At 71.9% G+C, this 21,362-nt stretch carries 18 protein-coding genes; 6 read left to right on the top strand and 12 right to left on the bottom strand.

Features of this window, described 5'->3' with window-relative positions; translation table 11 throughout:
- Positions 1-25 precede the first annotated feature (25 nt).
- Positions 26-832: an SDR family NAD(P)-dependent oxidoreductase gene (locus tag FZ046_RS25700; protein WP_070352958.1), complete on the bottom strand. Its 807-nt coding sequence runs from the start codon at positions 830-832 to the stop codon at positions 26-28.
- A gap of 110 nt (positions 833-942) precedes the next feature.
- Here FZ046_RS25700 and FZ046_RS25695 point away from each other — a divergent pair, with 110 nt between their 5' ends.
- Positions 943-1,662: a TetR family transcriptional regulator gene (locus FZ046_RS25695; protein WP_070352959.1), complete on the top strand. Its 720-nt coding sequence runs from the start codon at positions 943-945 to the stop codon at positions 1,660-1,662.
- Positions 1,663-1,746: 84 nt separating this feature from the next.
- Here FZ046_RS25695 and FZ046_RS25690 read toward each other — a convergent pair whose 3' ends face one another.
- The 6 genes from FZ046_RS25690 to FZ046_RS25665 form a co-directional block, all read right to left on the bottom strand.
- The gene (locus tag FZ046_RS25690; RefSeq protein ID WP_070352960.1) at positions 1,747-2,694 is read right to left on the bottom strand and encodes an SDR family oxidoreductase; all 948 of its coding nucleotides are present in this window, start codon (positions 2,692-2,694) and stop codon (positions 1,747-1,749) included.
- Between the two features lie 94 nt (positions 2,695-2,788).
- Positions 2,789-3,652 carry a helix-turn-helix transcriptional regulator gene (locus tag FZ046_RS25685; RefSeq protein WP_070352961.1) on the bottom strand — a complete coding sequence of 288 codons (864 nt, stop codon included), beginning with the start codon at positions 3,650-3,652 and terminating at the stop codon, positions 2,789-2,791.
- 105 nt (positions 3,653-3,757) lie between these two features.
- Complete coding sequence (locus FZ046_RS25680) at positions 3,758-4,552, bottom strand: DUF1906 domain-containing protein (RefSeq protein ID WP_070352962.1); 795 nt, start codon at positions 4,550-4,552, stop codon at positions 3,758-3,760.
- A 66-nt stretch (positions 4,553-4,618) separates the two neighbouring features.
- Positions 4,619-7,546, bottom strand: coding sequence for an MMPL/RND family transporter (locus FZ046_RS25675; protein WP_083298192.1), 2,928 nt, complete (start codon positions 7,544-7,546; stop codon positions 4,619-4,621).
- A complete protein-coding gene (locus FZ046_RS25670) occupies positions 7,543-7,983 on the bottom strand; it encodes an MmpS family transport accessory protein (RefSeq protein WP_070352964.1) in 441 nt (146 codons plus the stop codon). The genes FZ046_RS25675 and FZ046_RS25670 overlap by 4 nt, the downstream gene beginning before the upstream one ends.
- The gene (locus tag FZ046_RS25665) at positions 7,980-8,498 is read right to left on the bottom strand and encodes a MarR family transcriptional regulator (RefSeq protein ID WP_070352965.1); all 519 of its coding nucleotides are present in this window, start codon (positions 8,496-8,498) and stop codon (positions 7,980-7,982) included. Before FZ046_RS25665 ends, FZ046_RS25670 begins: the two co-directional genes overlap by 4 nt.
- Before the next feature lie 327 nt (positions 8,499-8,825).
- Between FZ046_RS25665 and FZ046_RS25660 the strand changes: the two genes are divergently transcribed.
- Both FZ046_RS25660 and FZ046_RS25655 read left to right on the top strand, forming a co-directional pair.
- A complete protein-coding gene (locus tag FZ046_RS25660; protein ID WP_070352966.1) occupies positions 8,826-11,438 on the top strand; it encodes an ABC transporter ATP-binding protein/permease in 2,613 nt (870 codons plus the stop codon).
- Positions 11,435-13,171, top strand: a complete 1,737-nt coding sequence (locus FZ046_RS25655) for an ABC transporter ATP-binding protein (protein WP_070352992.1) — start codon at positions 11,435-11,437, stop codon at positions 13,169-13,171. Before FZ046_RS25660 ends, FZ046_RS25655 begins: the two co-directional genes overlap by 4 nt.
- A gap of 19 nt (positions 13,172-13,190) precedes the next feature.
- Here FZ046_RS25655 and FZ046_RS25650 read toward each other — a convergent pair whose 3' ends face one another.
- Complete coding sequence (locus FZ046_RS25650; RefSeq protein ID WP_070352967.1) at positions 13,191-14,555, bottom strand: FAD-binding oxidoreductase; 1,365 nt, start codon at positions 14,553-14,555, stop codon at positions 13,191-13,193.
- A 106-nt stretch (positions 14,556-14,661) separates the two neighbouring features.
- Here FZ046_RS25650 and FZ046_RS25645 point away from each other — a divergent pair, with 106 nt between their 5' ends.
- The gene (locus FZ046_RS25645) at positions 14,662-15,309 is read left to right on the top strand and encodes an HxlR-like winged helix-turn-helix transcriptional regulator (protein ID WP_070352968.1); all 648 of its coding nucleotides are present in this window, start codon (positions 14,662-14,664) and stop codon (positions 15,307-15,309) included.
- Positions 15,310-15,312: 3 nt separating this feature from the next.
- On the opposite strand, the gene FZ046_RS25640 is transcribed toward FZ046_RS25645, so the two are convergent.
- Positions 15,313-16,536: a multidrug efflux MFS transporter Tap gene (locus FZ046_RS25640; protein ID WP_070352969.1), complete on the bottom strand. Its 1,224-nt coding sequence runs from the start codon at positions 16,534-16,536 to the stop codon at positions 15,313-15,315.
- 74 nt (positions 16,537-16,610) lie between these two features.
- Between FZ046_RS25640 and FZ046_RS25635 the strand changes: the two genes are divergently transcribed.
- Both FZ046_RS25635 and FZ046_RS25630 read left to right on the top strand, forming a co-directional pair.
- On the top strand, positions 16,611-17,453 hold the full coding sequence (locus FZ046_RS25635) for a uracil-DNA glycosylase (protein WP_070352970.1): 843 nt from the start codon (positions 16,611-16,613) through the stop codon (positions 17,451-17,453).
- 88 nt (positions 17,454-17,541) lie between these two features.
- Positions 17,542-18,594: an LLM class flavin-dependent oxidoreductase gene (locus FZ046_RS25630; RefSeq protein ID WP_070352993.1), complete on the top strand. Its 1,053-nt coding sequence runs from the start codon at positions 17,542-17,544 to the stop codon at positions 18,592-18,594.
- A 49-nt stretch (positions 18,595-18,643) separates the two neighbouring features.
- Here the strand turns inward: FZ046_RS25630 and FZ046_RS25625 are convergent, their stop codons facing one another.
- From FZ046_RS25625 to FZ046_RS25615, 3 genes are all read right to left on the bottom strand, one after another.
- Positions 18,644-18,892 carry a hypothetical protein gene (locus FZ046_RS25625; RefSeq protein WP_070352971.1) on the bottom strand — a complete coding sequence of 83 codons (249 nt, stop codon included), beginning with the start codon at positions 18,890-18,892 and terminating at the stop codon, positions 18,644-18,646.
- Between the two features lie 220 nt (positions 18,893-19,112).
- Positions 19,113-19,568 (bottom strand): nitroreductase family deazaflavin-dependent oxidoreductase, encoded by a 456-nt coding sequence (locus FZ046_RS25620; protein ID WP_246183095.1) that lies wholly within the window; start codon positions 19,566-19,568, stop codon positions 19,113-19,115.
- A 34-nt stretch (positions 19,569-19,602) separates the two neighbouring features.
- Entirely contained in the window at positions 19,603-21,288 is a 1,686-nt protein-coding gene (locus tag FZ046_RS25615; RefSeq protein WP_070352994.1) for a helix-turn-helix domain-containing protein, read from the bottom strand.
- Positions 21,289-21,362 lie beyond the last annotated feature (74 nt).

Genomic DNA, 21,362 nt, shown 5'->3' with positions numbered 1-21,362 from the left:
GATGTCCTGCCGTCTGAGGTTTGCGTCAACGGACGGGGTCGTCTGAACCCCGCAGCGGCCGCAACGAGCGCGCCAGGACGGGCATGAGTACGCGCCGGGGGACCAGTCGCGCCAGCGCTGCGGCGACCGCATTGCCCGCTCCCGAGACCGCCGACGGGGGAGTGCGGCGGCGATCGAGTGCGCGCAGGCCCGCCGCCGCCACCTGGTCGGCGGTCTGCATCCGGCCCACCGCCGTGGCGGTTTCGCCGATCACGTCGAAGAATTCGGTCCGCGTAGGTCCGGGGGCGAAGGAGAATACCGTGACCCCGTGCTGTCTCGCCTCGTACCACAACGATTGACTGAAGCTGAGGACGAAGGACTTCGCCGCCGCATACACGGCCAGGGAAGGTACTGGTTGATAGGCGGTCGTGCTGCTGATGTTCATGATGGCGCCGTGACGGCGTCGGATCATCTGAGGGAGAAAGGCATGGCAGATGTCGACGACCGCTGCGACGTCGACCGCCAATACCCGCGCGTAGTCGCTCGCGTCGACGTCGAGGAACTGCCCCTGGGTGGCGAAGCCGGCGTTGTTGATGACCAGGTCGATATCGCCGTCGACGAGTTGGCGCAGCCGGCCGCCGGGTGACTCTACGGACAGGTCGAAAGCGATTCGGGTGCAGGAGATCCCGTGATCGGCCTCGAGCCGGTCTGCGAGTGCGTCGAGGCGATCCTGCCGTCGGGCCACCAGGACGAGGTCGCAGCCGCGCTGCGCGAGCGCCCGGGCGAAGGCCTCGCCGATTCCCGAACTGGCCCCGGTGATCAGGGCTCGGGAAGCGTGAAAGGGCTCGACCATCGATACCCCCTTCCGTCGGCGCCGGCGGCTCATCACGTCGTCACCCGGCTGTTGTAACGCGACTATTGCATATCAACTGCAATAAATGCAATGCGCCGTACGATCGGCGGATGGGATCCAAGGCGCGCCGCAGCGACGTCGAGCGCCGCGCCGCCGTCGACCGCGTCCTCGCGGGTGAGCGCGCATCGATCGTGGCGCGGGAGTTGGGAGTGCACCCGGCCACGCTGTACCGGTGGTCTCACGACGCGTCGCACGGCGCTCCGGAGCCGGAACCCGCGGACGTCCGCTTGCTGCACGCCACGCAGTCCCTGCTACGGGATCGCGACTACAGCCAGATCACCGTCGAGGAGGTGGCCCGGTCTTCCGGCGTCGCGTTGCGTACCGCTTTCCATCACTTCGAGAGCAAACGCGACCTCTTCCGGGCTGCGGTCGACGACGCAGCCACGGTCCTGGTCGACGCCATGGGGCAGCGCTATCGAGACGCCCAATGGCCGTCGAATCCGTCACTGCAGTTGAGCCTCTTCCTCCGGTTGTCGGCCGAAGCCATCTATGACACGCCGTCGGCGCACGTCTTGTTCCGCGACCTCGGGGTTCCGAGGTCGGACAGCTTCGCCCTGCGTTGGCATGACACCTTCGAGCAGGCGGTGGCGCGACTGTTGCGCACGTTGGTCGGCGCCGCAGCAATGGATTCCGACATCGACGTCGAGGCAGCAGCTCGTGCCATCACCGGGGCCATGCGTGGAATACATGCCGCAGTCTTCGACGGTGCGGACGCGGCGCAGGCGCTGCGGATCGTCGCTCGGCTCCACCTGACCGTGCTGCCCGACTGAAGCGACCGGTGTGCTTGCTCGCCGCGGAGCCACTGCCTCACGCACGGCACGGCCGGCGTCGATCGGCTGCTCCGTCGCGGCGACTCAGACGGCGGCGAACGCCACGCCCACGAGCCGTTCGGACACCTCCCACAGCCGAGCGGCGTCGGCGGCGTCGCGTGCGGGGCGGTACACCTCCTGCTCCGCGGGCGGCCCGGACAGGTGCCGGAACCCGCGCGGCCCGTAGAAGGCGCCGCTGCGGGCGTCGGGGTGCACGGCCGCGTACAGGGCGGGCAGCAGGCCGCGGTCGACCGTCTGGCTGAGGATGCCGACGCGGGCGAGCGCCCGGATCACCCGGACCGCGGGTGTGTCGCGGGTGCGGCCCAGGTGTGGTTGTGCCGCCAGCAGATTGGTGGCCGTGATGCCGGGATGCGAGACGGTGCTCGTCACGCCCCAGCCGGCCGCCGCGCTGCGCCGGTGCAACTCCAGGCCGAACATCAGGTTGGCGATCTTCGACTGGCTGTAGGCACGGCCCGCGGAGTACGACGTCGTGAAGTCGAGGTCATTCCAATTGATTCCGTTCGACGCCGCCGCGATGCTCGACTGGGTCGTGACGCGGGCGCGGCCCGCCCGCAACAGTGGCAGCAGGCGGGCGGTCAGCGCGAAGTGACCGAGATGGTTGGTGCCCCATTGCAGTTCGAACCCGTCGGCCGTCGTCTGGCGGTGCGGCGGCGTCATGACGCCGGCGTTGTTGACGAGCAGGTGGATGGGCCGGCCCTCGGCGACCAGCTCGCCCGCCAGGTCGGCGATCGACTGTTGCGAGGCCAGGTCGAGGCGGCGCAGCGTGACCGTCGCCCCGGGGGCGGCGCGCGTGATCCGGTCGATGGCGGCGCGGCCCTTGTCGGCATTGCGCACCGGGAGGATCACCTCGGCGCCGGCCGCAGCCAGCCGCCCGGCCAGCCCGAGGCCGATCCCGTCGCTGCCGCCGGTGATGACGGCCAGCCTGCCGTCCAGTGCCGGCACCCAGGTCTCCGGCGTTCCCGTCTCATCCACGCAGATCTCCCGTCGTCGTCGCGTATGAGATCGACGGTGGCAGGCGCGCGGCGACGCCGTCAGGGCCGGATCATCCAGGGATCGGTGGTCCCGGTCAGTGCACCGCGGCCTCGGCGGGCACATCGCGCAGGTACGCCGCCGGATCGGCGCCGAGGGCGGCCAGCTTGGCCTCGCTCGGCGAGCCGGGCGCAGCGGTGAAGACGAGCAGGACGTGCAGCGTCACCGGATCGTGCAGGCTCTGGCACTGCACCTCGAGGCAACCGAGGCGGGGATGGACGATGCGCTTGGTCAGCTCCGGCGCCTGGGTGACGTCGTGGCGGGCCCATAGGTCGGCGAATTCGGCGCTGCGCGCGAGCAGGGAGTCGACGACGTGGGCGGCCTTCGAGCCCGCGCCGTCGCGGGCGTACGCCAGGCGTGCGCCCGCGGTGAAGGAGCGCCCGACCAGCGCGTGATCGGACTCCGGGTACACCCGCCGCGCCGCGGGGTCGGTGAACCACCGGTAGAGGACGCTGCGGGCCAGGCCGGTGTGCACGGTCTCGTCGCCGAGCAGCGCGCGGGCCGCGGGCGTCTGCACCAGCGTCTCGCCGAGGGCGGTCATCACCTGCGCGGGAGTGTCCTGCAGCCGGTCCAGGATCCGCAGCGTGGCCGCGCTGACCTCGTCACCGCTCACCGTGCGGGCCGGGGCGTGGTGGCCGGCGAGCCGGAACAGGTGGTCGCGTTCGTCGAGCGACAACCGCAGCGCGCGGGCGAGCGACGCCAGCACCTCGGTCGACGGCTGCGGCGCGCGGCGCTGCTCCATCCGGCAGTAGTAGTCGGTGGAGATCGAGGCGAGCGCCGCGACCTCCTCGCGACGCAGGCCGACGGTGCGGCGCCGCAGCCCGGCGGGCAGGCCGACGTCCTCGGGGAGGAGCGCCTGGCGGCGGATGCGTAGGAAGTCGGCGAGCTGCCCGGGGTCCATCAGCCCATTGTGGCCCGGCGCGGGCGAACCGGCGGGCCCGAGCGCGACCTCAGCGTCACGCTCGGCGCCGGTGGTGACCCCGGCGTCACGCTCAGCCGGTGTGTCTCAGGGGTGCAGGTTCCACTGCCCGACGTCGCGGGCCATGACGTCGTTGACGTCGACGCGCGCCCCGCCGACCAGCGGGCCGGGGTTCGACGCCGTGTCCACGATGCGCTGGTACAGGACGGCCTGCGGATGGATCTTGGTGCCCGACCACGCCTTCGTCTGCCACGCCCAGCGGTAACCCGGCACGCTCGAGGCCCCGACGACGCCGTCGGCGATCGCCCACTGGCACACGTCGATCCCGCCGTAGACGCCGGTGCGTTGCACGCCGATCACGGAGTTGATCCCGCGGAACCACGGCAGCGCCACGTCGTTCCACGTCTGTCGGCTGATGTCCTCGTCGACCGAGAAGTAGATGGGCGCGCTGCGGCCGCCGCCCGCCGCGGTGTGCAGCTGCCAGCCGGTGCGCGCGTCGGCGACGCCACCGGCTTGGCCGCGGGTGTAGTCCGACGGCGCGGTCCCGCCCGGCTTGCCGTACTGGTAGTTGCTGACGATGACCAGTCCCTGAGCGGACAGCGACTGCGCGTAGGGCAGCGTGATCGGTTTGGCGCCGAACGACGATCCCGGCCGGTCGAGCGACACGTAGTTGACGACGCCCGCGTAGCCGGCGGCCTTGATGTGCTCGGCCGGGATCTGCGTCGCGGCGTAGTCGATCAGCATGGGACCGGCGGCCGCGGCGGTGCCGGGCAACGCCACCGTGCCGAGTCCGGCGAGCGCCGCCGCCCCGGCGGCATAGCGCAACGCGTCGCGACGGGTCACGGGGCGCCGTGGGGCGGGATCGCGCGGCACGTCGTGCATCGCGCGATGGTAACGCCGTGACGGGTGTTACCCGTGGTGCCACGCCCGGGCGCCCCGGGCGCCCCGTCACCGCCCGGCGGGGAGGGCCGCGGTGTCGGCGTCGTCACCCGTCGGGGCCGGCGGCTGCGGCGGTGCCGTCCGCGGCGCGCTGGGCGGCAAGAAGTGGTTGTCGCCCCGCGGATACACCACCTGCGGCCACCAGAACCACCGACCCAGCAGCGTGGCGATCGACGGCATGAGGAACGACCGCACGACGAGCGTGTCGACCAGCAGGCCGATCGCAATCGTCGACCCCATCTGCGCGAGCACCACCAGGTCGCTGCCCAGCATCGCGGCCATGGTCGCCGCGAACACCAGGCCCGCGGAGGTGACCACGCCGCCGGTGCCGGCCATCGACCGGATGATGCCGGTCTTGAGCCCGGCGTGGATCTCCTCGCGGAAGCGGTGCACCAGCAGCAGGTTGTAGTCCGCGCCGACCGCCAGCAGGATGATCACCGACATCAGCATCACCAGCCAGTGGATGTGGATGCCGAACAGGTCCTGCCAGATCAGCACCGAGATGCCGAATGACGCCGCGATCGAGCTGGCCGCCGTGCCGACGATGGTGGCGGCGGCGACCACGCTGCGGGTGAGGATCAGCATGATCATGAAGATGAGCGTCAGCGCAGAGACGACGGCGATCATCAGGTCGTACTTCGCGCCGTCGGCCATGTCCTTGTAGGTCGCGGCGGTGCCGCCGACGAGGATCTTGGCATTCGACAGCGACGTCATCTTGATGGCGTCCTGCGCCGCCTGCCGCTCGGAGTCGACGCGCGAGATGCCCTCCACCGTGGCGGGATCGGACTGGTGCGTGATGAACATCCGCGCACTCTTGCCGTCGGGGGAGAGGAACATCTTCAGGCCGCGCTCGAAGTCGGGGTTGGTGAAGGCCTCCGGTGGCAGGAAGAACAGGTCGTCGTTCTTGGCGGTGTCGAACGCCGCGCCCATCGCGAGCGCGGTGTCGTTCATGGCGCCCATCTGGTCGAGCAACGCCTTCTGCGAATCGTAGGACGCCAGCGTCAGGGCCAGCGTCTGCTTCATGGTCGCGATGGTCTGCGGCAGCAGCGCCGTCAACTTCGGTGCCAGGTCGGCCAGTTGATCGGTGTTGCCCTGTACCGCACCCTGGGCGTCGGTGAGTTCGTTGATGCCGTCGAGTGAATCGAACAGCGACCGCAGCGCCGCGCACATCGGGATGTCGAAGCAGTGCGGTTCCCAGTAGAAGTAGTTGCGCAGCGGGCGGAACTCGTCGTCGAAGTTCGCGATGTTGTCGCGAACCTGCTCGGTGATCGCCAGCAGGTCACGGGACTTCTGTGCCGAATCCTCGGTCAGCTGCGTCTGTTTCAGCGACAGTGCGTACTGCTGCTCCATGATGTCGATGTTGGCCTGCGTCGCGTCGGCCATCTTCTTCATGTTCGCGAGCTGATCGCGCTGGAACGGCAGGTTCTGGTTCTGCACCTGACCGGAGATGCTCGTCTGGAACGGGATCGAGCTGTGCTGGATCGGGATGCCGAGCGGGCGCGTGATGCTCTGCACCATCGCGATGCCCTGACTGTGCATGACGTTGCGGCTGATCGAGTTGAGCACCAGCATGTCGCCGGGATTGCGCATGTCGTGATCGGCTTCGACCATGATGATGTCGGGGTTCATCCGGGCCTGGGTGAAGTGCCGGTCGGCGGCGGCGTACCCGACGTTCACCGGCGCGTCCGCCGGCAGGTAGTAGCGGTCGTTGTAGGCGGGCGTGTACCCGGGGATGGCGACCAGCCCGATCAGCACCACGAACGCGCTGGCCACCATGATCGGCGCAGGCCACCGCACGACGGCGGTACCGACGCGGCGCCAGAACCTGCTGCGCGCGTCGCGCTTGGACTCGAACAGCCCGATCCTGCTGCCCAAGAACAACACCGCCGGTCCGAGGGTCACCGCGGCGGCCACCACCACGACCATGCCGATGGCGACCGGCTCGCCCATGGTGGAGAAGTACGGCAGGCGCGCGAAGGACAGGCAGTAGGTGGCGCCGGCGATCGTCAGACCGGAGCCGATGATCACCGGGGTCACCGAGCGGAAGGTGGTGTGGTAGGCGGTGTCCCGGTCCTCGCCGGCGCTGCGCGCCTCCCGGTAGCGGCCGAACAGGAAGATGCCGTAGTCGGTCGCCGCGGCGATCGCCAGCATGGTGAGGATGTTGCCGGCGAACGTCGTCAACCCGAACGCGCCGTTCTCCGCCAGCACCGAGATGACCCCGCGCGAGGTCAGCAGGCCGATGGCGGTGAGGAAGAGCTGCACCAGCGTCGTCACGATCGAGCGGTAGACGACCAGCAGCATGAACGCGATCGCGACGAGGGTGTACAGCGTGATCTCGCCCAGGCTGGCGTTGCCGATGACGTGCATGTCGTCGGTGAGCGCGGCCGGCCCCGCGACGTAGGCGTGCACGCCCGGTGGTGCGGGGGTGTCGGCGATGACCTTGCGGACCTCGTCGACGCCCTGGTTCGCCAGCGTCTGGCCCTGCTCACCGGCGAGGTTGAGCATGACGTAGGCGGCCTTGCCGTCGGCGCTCTGCGCGCCGGCGGCGGTCAGCGTGTCCCCCCAGAAGTCCTGCAGGTGCTGCACGTGCGAGGGATCGGCGCGCAGCTTGCCGACGATCTGGTCGTAGTACCGGTGCGCGTCCGGGCCGAGCGGCTGGTCACCCTCGACGACGACCATGATGGTGCTGTTGGAGTCGAATTCGCCGAAGTTGGCGCCCATCTGCTTCATCGCCAGCACCGACGGCGCGTCGTCGGGCGTCATGGGCGCGGAGTGCTCCTCGCCGACGATCTCGAGCTGCGGCGCCACGACGTTGACGACGACGGCGATGCCGATCCAGAACAGCAGGATCGGGATGGCGAACAGGCGCAGCGCCCGGCCGACGGGGTGGCCCTTCTCGTGCTTCACCGGGGCGTGTGCGAATCTCCTTCGAATCATGCCGACTTCACCAGGCAGTAGGTCTGGGCGTCTTCACCGCTGGCGGTGCGTTCGTCGCGGACGGTGCCGTTGACCGTGACGCGGCAGCCGATCTGATCGGCATCGGCCCGCACCAGGATGTTGGCGCTGACCGTCGGCAACGTCGTGGACAGCGTCACCGACCATGGCAGCGCCACGTCGAGGGTGTGCACGTTGGCGTCCGGGTCGAAGTAGCTGACCTGCGCCGACGTGCCGGGGGCGCCCCAGACGTCGTAGACCATCACTTTGGGGTTGAACTGTACGATCTCGATTCCCGCTCCTGCGTTGGCGTTGAGGTCCTCGGAGGCGAACTGCCGGTGCAGCCGCGACACCACCAGCCCGGACACGGCGAGGACCACGAGGAGGACCAGGGGAATCCACACCTTCGCCAGGGCCCGGCCCACGTGCGGTCGTCTCATGGTCGTTCCCCTCGGTCGTCGGTGGGTGCCTCGGCGGGTCCCGGCGGGTCGGTGCACCCCGGCTGGGCCTCGGCCGTGGCGATGAGTCGCCGGAGCACGGGCAGCGCGACGCGGCTGGCGAGCACCAGGGCGTCGTAGTCCTCGTCGTCGGCCAGGGCCAGCAGTCGGTCGAGGCGCTCGCGGCGCTTGCCGAGGCGCGCGTCGATCAGCGCCACGCCCTCGTCGGTGATCCCGACCATGGCGACGCGGCCGTCGTGCGGATCGGGGATCTTGGCGACGAGGTCGTGGCGTTCCAGTCGTTGGATGAGCTGCGTCATCGACGGCTGGCTGATGCCCTCGCGGGAGGCGAGGGTGGTCAGCCGCAGCGGCCCCTCGCGGTGCAGGCGGTTGAGCGCGAAGGCCGCCGAGGCGGTCAGGTCCGCGCGGTCGCTGAGGAAGCGCACGGTGAGGTCGACCGCGTGGTCGATGAGATCACCGATCGCCTCGTCGGAGGCACGGGGAGCGCGCTGCTGCACTCCGTAGGTATATCACCCGCACTATGTACATGCCGAGGTCCCTGCCCGGGCCTCAGGTAGTGGTCGGGCGCTGCGTCGTCGAATCGCCAGCTCGGGACGGCCATCGCCGCAGCTCCTGCGAGTCAGCTGTGCGTGAGCTGTGCATGGTCGTGTGGCCGCTGGGGCGGCCCGGGCCGGGTGGACTTGCCGTCGCGGGCCGGGTGCATAGGAGGCGTGATGTAGATGGCGCGTAACCGCACGGGCACGACCGAGCCGAGCCTGGTAAGGCTAGCCTTAGTGCGCGGACGACTCGCGGCGCTCGATGGCCGCGGAGAAGGAGACTTGGCGATGGCACGCGGCCTCCAGGGCGCGATGATGCGCGGCTTCGGCGCGCGCGACCACCAGGTGACCGTCACGGACACCCAATACCTCGCTCCGCACTTCCTGCGCCTGTCCCTGGTCTCGCCGACGGTGTTCGACGACGCCGCGGCGGAACCGACGTCGTGGCTGCGCTTCTGGTTCCCCGACCCGGACGGGAGCGACACCGAGTACCAGCGCGCGTACACGATCAGCGGCGCCGATCCGCAGACCGGCCACTTCACCATCGACGTCGTCCTGCACGAGCCCGCAGGACCCGCCTCGGCCTGGGCGCGGACCGCCGAGCCGGGCGCCACGATCATGGCGATGTCGATGGGCAGCAAGGGCTTCCGCGTCGCCGACGACCCCGCCGACCGGCCCGCCGGTTACCTGCTGATCGGCGACCCGGCGTCGACGCCCGCGATCAACGGCATCATCGCCGCCGTACCGCACGACATTCCGATCGAGGCCTACCTCGAACAGCAGCACGACGACGATGCGCTCATCCCGCTCGCCGAGCATCCCCGGCTGCGGGTGCACCGCGTGCCGCGCACCGACGCGACGTCGCTGGCCGCGGCGCTGCAGGCGCGCGACTGGTCGAACTGGTACGCCTGGGCGGGCCCGGAGGCGACGGCACTCAAGCACGTCCGCACCCGGCTGCGTGACGACTTCGGCTTCCCCAAACAGGAGATCCACGCCCAGGCCTACTGGACCGAGGGCCGTGCCATGGGCAGCCGGCGCGGTGACGAACCGGCGCCCGCCGCCCGTGCAGCAACCCCGCCACCGGCCGCCGACGCCCCGGCCGTCCCGGCCCAGGCGGCCGTCGTCGCGACGTCCGACCGGCCGAGCGGCACCTGGCGCGCCCAGGCCGCGGGACGGCTGCTGAGCCCACTGAAGACGCCGCTGCTGGTGTCCGGTGCGCTGCAGGGCGTCATCACGCTGCTGCAGCTGGCGCCCTTCGTGCTGCTGGTGGAACTGGCCCGCCTGCTGCTCACCGGGGCCGGGTCGGCCCGGCTGTGGACGCTCGGGATCGCCGCGGTGGTCCTGCTGGGGGTGGGCACCTCGATGGCGGCGGCGCTGACGCTGTGGCTGCATCGCATCGACGCCCGCTTCGCGCACGATCTGCGCGGCCGGCTGCTGACCAAGATGTCGCGACTTCCCCTGGGCTGGTTCACCGCTCGCGGTTCGGGCACGGTGAAGCAGCTCATGCGCGACGACACCGCGAGCCTGCACTACCTGGTGACCCACGCGATTCCCGACGCCGTCGCCGCCGTGGTCGCACCGGTCGCGGTGCTGGTGTACCTCTTCGCCGTCGACTGGCGCATCGCGCTGGTGCTGTTCGGCCCGGTGCTGACGTATTTGGTGCTGATGTCGGTGATGACGATCCAGTCCGGCAACCGCATCGCCGCGGCCCCGCGGTGGGCCGAGCGGATGAACGCCGAAGCCGGCGCCTACCTCGACGGCCAGCCCGTGGTCCGGGTATTCGGTGGGGCCGCGGCGTCGAGCTTCCGCCGCCGGCTCGACGAGTACATCGCGTTCCTGGTGGCCTGGCAGCGCCCGTTCGTCGGCAAGAAGACCCTGATGGACCTCGTCACGCGGCCATCGACGTTCCTGTGGCTGATCATGGCCGTCGCGACGCCGCTCATCGCGTCGGGATCGATGCCGGCGGTCGACGTGCTGCCGTTCCTGTTGCTGGGCACCACCTTCGGCGCGCGACTGCTCGGCATCGGCTACGGACTGGGCGGCATTCAGAGCGGCATGCTGGCGGCGCGGCGGGTCCAGACCGTCCTCGACGAACCCGATCTGCACGACGGTCGGGTCTGCACGGCCGACGACACCCCTGCGGCACCGGCGGGCCGCGGCACCGTGCGGTTCGAGGGCGTCACCTTCGGCTACCGCCCGGAGGTCCCCGTCCTGCACGACGTCACGCTGAGCCTGCGCCCGGGGACGGTGACCGCCCTGGTGGGCCCGTCGGGCTCGGGCAAGTCGACGCTCGCCGCGCTGCTCGCGCGCTTCCACGACGTGCAGCACGGGTCGATCACGGTGGACGGCGCGGACATCCGGACCCTGACGGCCGACGAGCTGTACCGCCGCGTCGGCTTCGTGCTGCAGGAGACGCAGCTGGTGCACGACACGGCCGCCGCGAACATCGCGCTCGCCGAACCCGACTCGCCCGCCGAGCGCATCACCGCCGCGGCGCGCGACGCCCAGATCCACGGCCGCATCCTCCGGTTGCCCGACGGCTACGACACCGTCCTCGACGGAGGAACCGGCCTGTCCGGTGGGGAGAGGCAGCGCCTGACGATCGCGCGGGCGATCGTCGCCGACACGCCGGTGCTGATCCTCGACGAGGCCACCGCGTTCGCCGACCCGGAGTCGGAGTACCTGGTGCAGCAGGCGCTGAACCGGCTGACGGCCGACCGCACGGTGCTGGTGATCGCGCACCGGCTGCACACCGTCACCCACGCCGACCAGATCGTCGTCCTCGACCACGGCCGGATCGCCGAGATCGGCACCCACGACGAACTGCTCGCGGCGCACGGCCGGTACCGCGCGCTGTGGGACACGGGCAACCGACCCGCGGCGCAGGAGGTCCGGTCGTGATTCGCACGCTGCTCGCCCTGGTCCCCGCCGAGCGGCGCCGCACCGTCGGCGTCTTCGGCACCCTGGCGGTGCTGTCGGTGCTGCTGCGCGCCGCGGGCACCGTACTGCTGGTGCCGTTGGTGGGCGCGCTCTTCGGCGACGCACCCGCCGATGCGTGGCCGTGGCTGGGCTGGCTGACGGCGGTCACCGTACTCGGCTGGCTCGTCGACTACGTCACGGCGCGAATGGGTTTCGACATCGGCTTCGCCGTCCTGGACGCCACGCAGCACGACATGGCCGACCGGCTGCCGACCATCCGGCTCGACTGGTTCACCGCCGACAACACGGCCACCACCCGCCAGGCGATTGCGGCCACCGGGCCCGAACTCGTCGGCCTGGTGGTCAACCTGCTGACACCGCTGATCGGTGCGGTGCTGCTGCCGGCCGCCATCGCGGTCGCCCTGCTGACGGTCGCGGCGCCGCTCGGGCTCGCGGCGCTCGGCGGCGTCGTCGTCCTGCTCGGCGCCCTGTGGCTCGCCACGCTCCTGACCCGGCGCGCCGACGCCCTCGCCGACGCGGCCAACACCGCCCTCACCGAGCGCATCATCGAGTTCGCGCGCACGCAGCAGGCGCTGCGGGCCGCCCGACGGGTGGCGCCGGCCCGCAGCCTGGTCGGCTCGGCGCTCGAGGCCCAGCACGGCGCGAGCCTGCGGCTGCTCGGCATGCAGGTGCCCGGCCAACTGCTGTTCAGCGTCGCGAGTCAGATCGCGCTGCTCGGCTTCGCGGGCATGGCCACCTGGCTGACGGTGCGCGGCGAGATCGGCGTGCCGGAGGCCATTGCGCTGCTCGTCGTCGTCGCGCGCTACCTCGAACCCTTCACCGTGCTCGCCGAACTCGCGCCGGCGCTCGAGTCGACGCGCGCCACCCTGGGACGGATCCGGGCCGTGCTCGACGCGCCGGTACTCCCCGCCGGCAGCTGCGGCCCCGCGACCGTGACCGCGCCGCCGCGCATCGAGTTCGACGACGTGTCGTTCGGCTACGGCGCCGAGCCGGTACTCGAGAAAGTCAGCTTCGTCCTCGACCCCGGCGGCACCACCGCCATCGTCGGGCCGTCCGGCTCGGGCAAGAGCACGATCCTGGCGCTGATCGCCGGGCTGCACCAGCCGACCGGCGGGCGCGTGCTGTTCGACGGCGTCGACCTCGCGACACTCGACCCGGTCGCGCGGCGGGCGGCGGTCAGCGTCGTGTTCCAGCACCCGTACCTGTTCGACGGGACGGTCCGCGACAACGTCCTGGTCGGCCATCCGGAAGCCGGCGTCGACGAGCTGGCCGCGGCGACACGGCTCGCCCGGGTCGACGAACTGACCGGTCGGCTGCCCGACGGTGACCGGACCGCGGTCGGCGAGGCCGGCTCGGCGCTGTCCGGCGGCGAGCGGCAGCGGGTCAGCATCGCCCGGGCGCTGGTAAAGCCGGCGCCCGTGCTGCTCGTCGACGAGGCCACCAGCGCGCTGGACACCGAGAACGAGGCCGCCGTCGTCGACGCCCTGACCGCCGACCCCCGGCCGCGCACCACCGTCATCGTCGCGCACCGGCTCGCGAGCATCCGGCACGCCGACCGCGTGCTGTTCGTCGACGGCGGCCGCGTCGTCGAGGACGGCCCGATCGACGAATTGCGCGCCGCCGCAGGTCGTTTCGGCGAGTTCTGGGATCAGCAGTGCGCCGCCGCCGACTGGCACATCACCGCCCAACCGTGACGGCCCGGTGCACCGAACGTCAGATCGCGGCGCCGGGGTTGAGGATGCCGTCCGGGTCGAGCGCGTCCTTGATGCGGCGGTTGAGGTCCATCGCCTCGGGCCCGAGGTAGCCGGCGAGCCACGCCCGCTTCATCCGGCCGACACCGTGCTCCCCGGTGATCGTGCCGCCCAGGCCGACGGCCAAGTCCATGATCTCGCCGAAGGCTTGCTGCGCCCGCTGCTCCATCGCGGTGTCGGCGGGGTCGAACACGATGAGCGGGTGGGTGTTTCCGTCGCCGGCGTGGGCGATCACCGAGATCATCAGGTCGTGCTGCGCGGCGATCTTCTCCACGCCCGACACCAGGTCGGCCAGCGCCGGGAGTGGGACGCCGACGTCCTCGAGCAGCAGCGAGCCCTTGGCCTCCACGGCGGGGATCGCGAAGCGCCGCGCGGCGACGAAGGCCTCTCCCTCGTCCGGGTCGTCGGTCGAGAACACCTCCGTCGCACCGTGTTCGGTGAAGACGGAAGCCATGTACTCGGTGTCCTGCACCCCCGGTGCGCCGCGGTCGTCCGACGCCGCGACGATCATGGCGGCGGCGCCGCGGTCGAGTCCCATCTTCAGCTTGTCCTCGACGGCGTTGATCGCGACGGCGTCCATGAACTCCAGCATCGACGGCCGGATCTTGCCGGTGATCTCGACGACGGCGTCGGCCGCCGCGGCCACCGAAGCGAACGACGCCACCACCGTGCACCCGCGGTACTGGGCGGGCAGCAGCTTCAACGTCACCTCGGTGACGACGCCGAGTGTGCCCTCGCTGCCCACGAACAGCTTGGTGAGGCTCAGTCCCGCAACGTCCTTCAGCCGTGGGCCGCCGAGCCGGACGGCGGTGCCGTCGGCGAGCACCACCTGCAGGCCGAGCACGTAGTCGGTCGTCACGCCGTACTTCACGCAGCACAGCCCGCCCGCGTTGGTCGCGATGTTGCCGCCGATGCTGCAGATCTCGTACGACGACGGGTCCGGCGGATACCACAGTCCGTATTCGGCGACGGCCTTCTTCACCTCCGCATTGAGCAGCCCGGGTTGCGTGACGGCGGTACGGGTGACCGGGTCGACGCGGATGTCGCGCATCAGTTCGGTGGACAACACGATGCCGCCGTCGAGCGCGGTCGCGCCGCCCGACAGCCCGGTACCGGCGCCGCGCGGCACCACCGGGACGCGGTGCGCCGTCGCCCACCGCAGCGCCGTCTGCACCTCCTCGGTGCGGCGCGGGCGGACCACCGCCAGCGGTGTGCCGGCGTCGGGGTCGAAGGCGCGGTCCTGCCGGTAGGACGCCAGGATGTCGGGGTCGGTCACCACGGTGCCGTCCGGGAGTGCGGCGGTCAGGTCGGCCAGCGCGGAGTCCATCGCTCGATGGTAGGCGTCGGTCACCGGTGTGCGGCGCGGGTTCGCCCGAGCGCCGGGTTGGCCGACTTCGCCGTGGGAACGCCCTGCTCACCGTTAGCCTGGCCCGATGCCGACACGGTCCTACGGTCAACACTGCGCGGTGGCGAAGAGCCTCGACGTGGTCGGGGACCGCTGGACGCTGCTCGTGGTGCGCGACCTGCTCGACGGTCCGCGCCGCTACGGCGACCTGCTCGCCGCGCTCGCACCGATCGCCACCGATGTGCTCGCCGGTCGGTTGCGCCACCTCGAGGCCCACGGTCTGGTGGTCAAGCAGGCGCTGCCGGGGTCGGGTTCGTCCTACGCGCTGACCGCCGACGGCAGGGCGCTCGAGGACGTGCTGCACGCCCATGCTCGGTGGGGGCGGCGCCTGGTCGTGCACCGCGACCCCGGCACCGTCGCCCGGCCGGAGTGGCTCGCCCGCGCGCTACGGGCGCACCTGCGCGCCGATCGCGCCGGACCGCCGCTGACACTGCGCCTCGACACGCCCGAGGGCAGCGTGACGCTGCGCATCGCACCCGACGGCGTCGAGACCGTCCCCGACGGCATGACCGCCGACGTCACGCTCAGCGGACAGTCCGACACCCTGTACGCCGCAACGGATCCCGATCGGGTGTCGGACCTGGTGGCGAGCGGCCGACTGCGCATCGACGGCGCCGCCGACGCGGTGAGCCGGCTGCGCGCGCTGTTCGTCCCCGCACCCGCGGGCCTGCCCTGACCGTCAGCCGCGGTCGCGGTCGAGGTCGCGCAGCGCCGGCAGGAACACCGCCACCGCCCCCAGCAGCAGCATCGGGACCGACAGCGCCAGGAACGTCGCGTGCAGCCCCGCGGAGTCCGCGAGCGGCCCGGCGACCACCAGACCCAGCGGGCCGGCGGCATAGGCCAGCGACCCCATCACCCCGACGACGCGGCCACGCAGATGCTGCGGCGCCGTCGTCTGCATAACGTAGTTGTAGATCGGGGCGATCGGGCCGTACACCAGCCCGACGACCGCCGAGAGCAGCAGGATCACCGGCAGCGGCGGCAGGAAGGCGATGACCGTCATCGCCACGCCGAGCACCAGGACCGCGGTCAGCATCACCGTGCGCTGGCGGGTGCGCCCGGCCAGCACCGCGTAGCCGAGCGCACCGACCAGCCCGCCGATGCTGAGCGCCATCAGCACCCAGCCGAGCTGGGCCGGCTCGTCGCGGTCGGTGAAGTACTTGGGGAACAGCACGCTCTCCATCGGCATGTACAGGCCGGTGGCGACGAGGTCGACGATCGCCAGCGTCCGCAGCACGGGGGTCCGCCACACGAAGCGCAGACCCTCGACGATGCCGGGCCACACCCGCGGTAGCGCCGCCCGGTCCGGGACGCCGGCCCCCTCCAGCCGCAGCGCGGCGACCGCGCCGATCGACAGCACGAAGGCGCCGGCGGTGACCCACATGGTCTCGATGCCGCCGAGCGTCGCGATCAGCAGGCCGCCGATACCGGGCCCGACGATGTAGGCGAGGTTGAAGATGGCCTCGTAGACGCTGTTCGCGCGGTCGAGCGTCCAGCCCGCCCGCTGCGCGGCCTCCGGCAGCATCGTCTCGCGCGCCGTCATCCCGGCGGGGTCGAAGAACGCGCCGAGCGCCGCGAGGGCCGCGAGCACCGCCACGTTCACGGCGTCGGCGCCGAACGTCCAGGCCAACACCGGCACGGCGGCCACCGACAGCGCCGAGAGCCCGTCGGAGATCATCGACACCCGGCGCCGCCCGAGGTAGTCCACGGCCGCGCCGGCGATCACCGTGGCCACCAGCAGCGGCAGCGTGCCCGCCATCGCGACGATCGACGCGTCGACGGCGGAACCGTTGCGCTGCAACACCAGCCACGGGAAGGCGACCATCGAGATGCCGTTGCCCGCGCCGGCGGACAGCGCCGCGGCGAAGATCAGGTACAGCGGGCCGTATCGCGAGGTGATCATGATTATCGGGGCTGAACGTAACAGCGCCACCGCCCGGATCGCGACGGGTTTTCCGCGCAGGGCACAGTGGGAGCGTGCTGTTGCCCCACCCCCGTACCGGCGAGCCGTTCGACTCCCCGGTGCCCGTCGCGACCGGGTGGCCGGGCGATCCCGCGACGCCCGACACCGTGGTCGCCAAGACCGCCGCCGGCGTCCGGGCGGCGTCCCGGCGGATGCGCACGGTCGACGACGTCGACGCCGCGGTCAGCGTGTGCCGCGCCTGCCGGCGGCTGGTGCGGTGGCGCGAGGACGTGGCGCTCGCCAAGCGCCGCTCGTTCGCCGAGCAGCCCTACTGGGGCCGGCCGGTGCCTGGGTTCGGGCCCGCGACCGCGTCGATCCTCGTCCTCGGCTTGGCACCGGCGGCGCACGGCGCCAACCGCACCGGGCGGGTGTTCACCGGCGACCGCAGCGGCGACTTCCTGTTCGCCGCCTTGCATCGGGCCGGACTGGCGAACTCGCCGGACAGCGTCGACGCCGCGGACGGCCTGGCGCTGCGCGACGTCCGCATCGTCGCCGCGGTGCGGTGCGCGCCGCCGGACAACGCGCCGACGCCGCAGGAGCGCGCGACGTGCGCGCCGTGGCTCGACGCCGAGTGGCGGGCGCTGTCGCCGACCGTGCGGGTGATCGTCGTGCTCGGCGGCTTCGGGTGGCGCGCCGCGCTCGACATGCTGCGCTCGGCGGGGGAGACGCTGCCGGTGCCCGCGCCCAAGTTCGGTCACCTCGCCACCGCGGCGGTCGGCGGCGTGACGCTGCTGGGCTGCTACCACCCCAGCCAGCAGAACACCTTCACCGGCAGGCTCACCCCGGCCATGCTCGACGAGGTGTTCGCCACCGCCGCGACCCTCGCCGCCGGCGGGCCCGCGTCCGGCGATTCGTGAGCGCATACCGTCGCCAGGCGAACGAAACCGCTCGTGAATCGCGGGGGACACGGGGAACGGATGGCGTCGTGGACGCGTTGCACCAATGATGCGACTCTCGGTTCTCGACCTCGTCCCCGTCCGCAGCGACCAGACCACGTCGGACGCCCTGGCCGCCACGGTGCGCCTGGCCCGCCGGGCCGATGACCTCGGCTACACCCGCTACTGGCTCGCCGAGCACCACAACATGCCCGCGGTCGCGGCGACCAGCCCGCCCGTGCTCATCGGCTATCTGGCGGCCCAGACCGCCCGCATCCGGCTGGGATCGGGCGGCGTCATGCTGCCGAACCACGCCCCGCTGGCGGTCGCCGAGCAGTTCGCGTTGCTGGAGGCCGCCGCGCCGGGCCGCATCGACCTCGGCATCGGCCGTGCGCCCGGAACCGACCCGGTGACGTCGCTGATGCTGCGCGGTCCGGCCGGGCGCACCGACGAGGACATCGAGAAGTTCCCGCAGTATCTCGACGACGTGACGGCGCTGATGAGCGCCTCGGGCGTATCGGTGTCCATCCAGGGCCGCAACCTGCTGGACCAGAACTACGTGCTCAAGGCGACGCCCGCGGCGGCCACCGAACCGCGGCTCTGGCTGCTGGGATCCTCGCAGTACTCGGCGCATCTGGCCGCGGCGAAGGGGTTGCCGTACGTGTTCGCCCACCACTTCGCCGGGCAGGGCACCGAGGAGGCGCTGGCGATCTACCGCGCCGAGTTCCAGCCGAGCGACGTCGCCGCCGAGCCGACGACCTTCATGACGCTGAATGCGTCGGTCGCGGCCACCCGCGAGGAAGCCGAGGATCTGCTGCTGCCCAACCTGCTGATGATGGCGTGGTTGCGGACGGGGCAGCCGCTGCGGCCGGTGGATCTGGTCGAGGACGCGCGCGAGATCGCGCTCACCCCGCAGCAGCGTGCCGTGGTGGAGTCGGGACGGCGCCAGGCGATCGTCGGCGATCCCGCTGACGCCGCCGCTCAGGTGCGCCAGGTGGCCGAGCACTTCGGCGTCGACGAGGTCATGGTGAACCCGGTCGGCTCGGCCCATCGCGGAAGCGACCCGGCGGCCGCACCCGCCCGTGAGCACACGCTCGAACTGCTCGCCAAGGAGCTGTTCTAGGGGGTACGGCCGCCGGGCCGTGCGCGCTGACCCTCAGGTCAGCACCGTGTCAGTTGCCGACCGGCGGCGTGTTGCCCGACGGTCCGTAGGGGCCGTTCTGGACGTTCGCGCCGCCGGTGCCGCCCGTGCTCGGCGCCGAGGGCACCGCGGACTGCGACGTGTCGTCGCACACCTGCCCGGCGCCGACGTTGGTGCAGTCCTGAGCCGGCTCCGCGGAGGCGGGAGCGCCCATCGCGATCGTCAGGGCGGCGCCGCCTGCGGCCAGTGCGGATGCCACGGAAATGGTCTTGCGCGTCATGTGAGTCCTCATCGTCTCGGAGCCCGCTGTGGGCACGTCGTTTCCCGACGGTGGGCGCGCGTCGGCGACGCGTGGTCGGCCGGCGCCGTTCATCGGGAATGGTTGCCACCGCTCGATGCTTGGCAGTGGGGGTCGGCCTCGCCGAGAGGCACTTCGTGACCCAGGCCAAGCATTACCCGAGGGGCGAGGACCCAAACGAAGTGAGCCGGAACGTCATTGGTTACGGGCGCGCGGCGGACGACGGCTCGAGCGCGATGATCGGGATCCTGCGGCGGGTGCGCTGCTGATATCCGTCGTAGCGGTTGGAGTTGTTGTCGTTGACCAACTTCCACAACCGCGGGTAGTCCGGATCGTCGGCGCCGATGATGCGTGCGGTGGCCGGCAGGCGGCGCGGGCCGACGTTGATCTCCACGTGCGGATCGGCCTTGAGGTTGAAGTACCAGCCCGGCGCCTTCGGGTCGCCGCCCTTGGAGGCCACGACGAGGTAGGCGCCGCCGTCGGTGGCGTAGCTGAGCGTGGTGGTGCGCTGGATGCCGGTCTTGGCGCCGACGGTGTGCAGGAGCAGCGAGGGCGGCGCGCCGGGGATGCGGTGGCCCACGCGGCCGCCGGTGCGGCGGTAGATCGCGTCGTGTACGCGCAGCAGCGGAATGCCGAGGTAGCGCTCCCAAGCGGGGATCGTGCTCACGGACATCAGTGTGACATTCGCGACCTCAGCCGAGGCCCGCGATGCGCGCGACGGTGAGCGCCGACTGCAGCTGCAGCAGGTCGCGGGGACGGCCGAGGCGCAGGCCGGTGAGCGCCTCGAGGCGGCGCATGCGTTGCGCCACGGTGTTGGGGTGCAGGTGCAGGACGTCCGCGGCGGCGCGCCGGTCCAGGTCGCGGTCGAGCAGCACCCGCGCGGTGCGCAGCAGCTGGCTGGCGTGGGCGCGGTCGTAGTCGATGGCTTCGCCGAGGACGGTGCGGGCGAAGTCGCGGAGTCGCTGCGGGTCGTCGAGGCGCAGCAACAGGTGGTCGATCGCGACGTCGCGCAGGTCGATCAGGTCGGTGTCCCCGGTGTCGGCGGCCAGGTCGAGTGCGCCGCGCACGGTGCGGAACAGAGCGGGCAGCTCCTCGGCAGGGGTCGCCGGCGCGACGCATGCCGTCACCGGTCCGAGGCCGTCGGCGGCCAGCGCGTCGAGCAGCCGGCGGGCGATCTCTCGCGCGCCGCGGTGGCGTCCGACCGCCGTCTCCGGGGCGACGAGCAGGACCAGGTCGCCGCGGTGGGTGGCGACCAGCGGCCGCGGCCGCACGGTCGAGGCGATCCGGTCGGCGCCGGCGAGCATCCGGTCGCTGCTCGTGGCGTCGCCGGTGGACGACGCGGTGCCGCGCACGCAGAGCAGTGCCTGCGCGCCGGAGAGGTCCCAGCCCAGGCGCCGGGCCCGCTGCAGCAGGGCGTCCAGGTCCGCACCGTCGGTGCTGAGCAGGTCGGCGACCAGCGAGCCGCGCAGCCGCTGCTCCACTTCGGCGGCCGTGCGCGCCCGCAGCAGCTCCAGCGCGGTGACGACGCACGCGTGGTCGAGCGCCCGGCGGTCCAGCCCGGACAGCGTGCCCTCGGTGGCGACCCGGACGCGGGCCACCACCTCCCCGTCGAGCGTCACGTCCGCGGCCGTGTCGGGCACGCCGGCGACCCAGTCGACGTCGGCGAGCGGGTTGCCGTAGACGTCCTCGACGAGGACCGGCCGGGCGAGTAGCTCGGCCAGCGCGCCGGCGACTCCGGCGAGTCCCTCGCCGCGCAGTGCGGTGGCCGTCAGCAGTCCGTGCACCTCCTCCGCGCGACGCAGTTCGGCGATGGTGTGCCGTTCCCGCAGGCGCAGCTGAGCGGTGCCGAGCGCCACCGCGACCTGGGTCGCGAGCGTGCTGACCAGGCCGACCTCGACGGCGTCGAAGCGGTGTGGCCGGGCGTGGTAGCCGTTGAGGGCGCCGACGACGACGCCGGCGCGGCGCAGCGGCACCGAGATCAGCGCGCGGTAGCCCTGTTCGTGGGCGACGCCGCCCCACGGCCCGATGCCGGGCGCGGTGTCGATGTCCTCCAGCGTGACGACGTCGCCGGTGCGGAACGCGATGCTCGTCGGCGCCTCCTCGGTGCCCCGCACGTCGAGCAGGATCGGGCGTTCGGCGTTCACCTTGGCCACGTAGTCCGCCGACAACCCGTGCGAGCCGACGATCGTCAGGGCCTTCGTCGGGGGATCGGCGGGGAGGAAGACCGCGCAGAAGTCGTAGCCCAGCAGGTCGCAGGCGGTCCGCGCGACGCGGTCGACCAGCGCGGTCACCGGCGCGTCGCCCCCGACGGCCTCGCCGATGCCGGCCAGGGCGTCGAGCCAGCGTTCCAGATCCGGCCCCGGTGTCTCGTCGGACATACCGAAGAGCATAAGTGTGTTTCCGCAGACATTGCCGCACGGCGTCGTCGTCGCGCAGTCTGATGCGGACGGTG

The sequence above is a fragment of the Mycolicibacterium grossiae genome (assembly GCF_008329645.1).
In the GTDB taxonomy this organism is placed as follows: domain Bacteria; phylum Actinomycetota; class Actinomycetes; order Mycobacteriales; family Mycobacteriaceae; genus Mycobacterium; species Mycobacterium grossiae.
Note: the sequence above shows the minus strand (reverse complement) of the source record. Positions and strands in the feature narration are given on the sequence as shown.

Coding starts and splice junctions, on each gene's coding strand:
- FZ046_RS25615 (WP_070352994.1), bottom strand. CDS start 21,288: ATGTCCGACGAGACACCGGGGCCGGATCTGGAACGCTGGCTCGACGCC.
- FZ046_RS25680 (WP_070352962.1), bottom strand. CDS start 4,552: ATGCACGACGTGCCGCGCGATCCCGCCCCACGGCGCCCCGTGACCCGT.
- FZ046_RS25670 (WP_070352964.1), bottom strand. CDS start 7,983: ATGAGACGACCGCACGTGGGCCGGGCCCTGGCGAAGGTGTGGATTCCC.
- FZ046_RS25660 (WP_070352966.1), top strand. CDS start 8,826: ATGGCACGCGGCCTCCAGGGCGCGATGATGCGCGGCTTCGGCGCGCGC.
- FZ046_RS25630 (WP_070352993.1), top strand. CDS start 17,542: ATGCGACTCTCGGTTCTCGACCTCGTCCCCGTCCGCAGCGACCAGACC.
- FZ046_RS25700 (WP_070352958.1), bottom strand. CDS start 832: ATGGTCGAGCCCTTTCACGCTTCCCGAGCCCTGATCACCGGGGCCAGT.
- FZ046_RS25675 (WP_083298192.1), bottom strand. CDS start 7,546: ATGATTCGAAGGAGATTCGCACACGCCCCGGTGAAGCACGAGAAGGGC.
- FZ046_RS25640 (WP_070352969.1), bottom strand. CDS start 16,536: ATGATCACCTCGCGATACGGCCCGCTGTACCTGATCTTCGCCGCGGCG.
- FZ046_RS25650 (WP_070352967.1), bottom strand. CDS start 14,555: ATGGACTCCGCGCTGGCCGACCTGACCGCCGCACTCCCGGACGGCACC.
- FZ046_RS25625 (WP_070352971.1), bottom strand. CDS start 18,892: ATGACGCGCAAGACCATTTCCGTGGCATCCGCACTGGCCGCAGGCGGC.
- FZ046_RS25645 (WP_070352968.1), top strand. CDS start 14,662: ATGCCGACACGGTCCTACGGTCAACACTGCGCGGTGGCGAAGAGCCTC.
- FZ046_RS25685 (WP_070352961.1), bottom strand. CDS start 3,652: ATGGACCCCGGGCAGCTCGCCGACTTCCTACGCATCCGCCGCCAGGCG.
- FZ046_RS25695 (WP_070352959.1), top strand. CDS start 943: ATGGGATCCAAGGCGCGCCGCAGCGACGTCGAGCGCCGCGCCGCCGTC.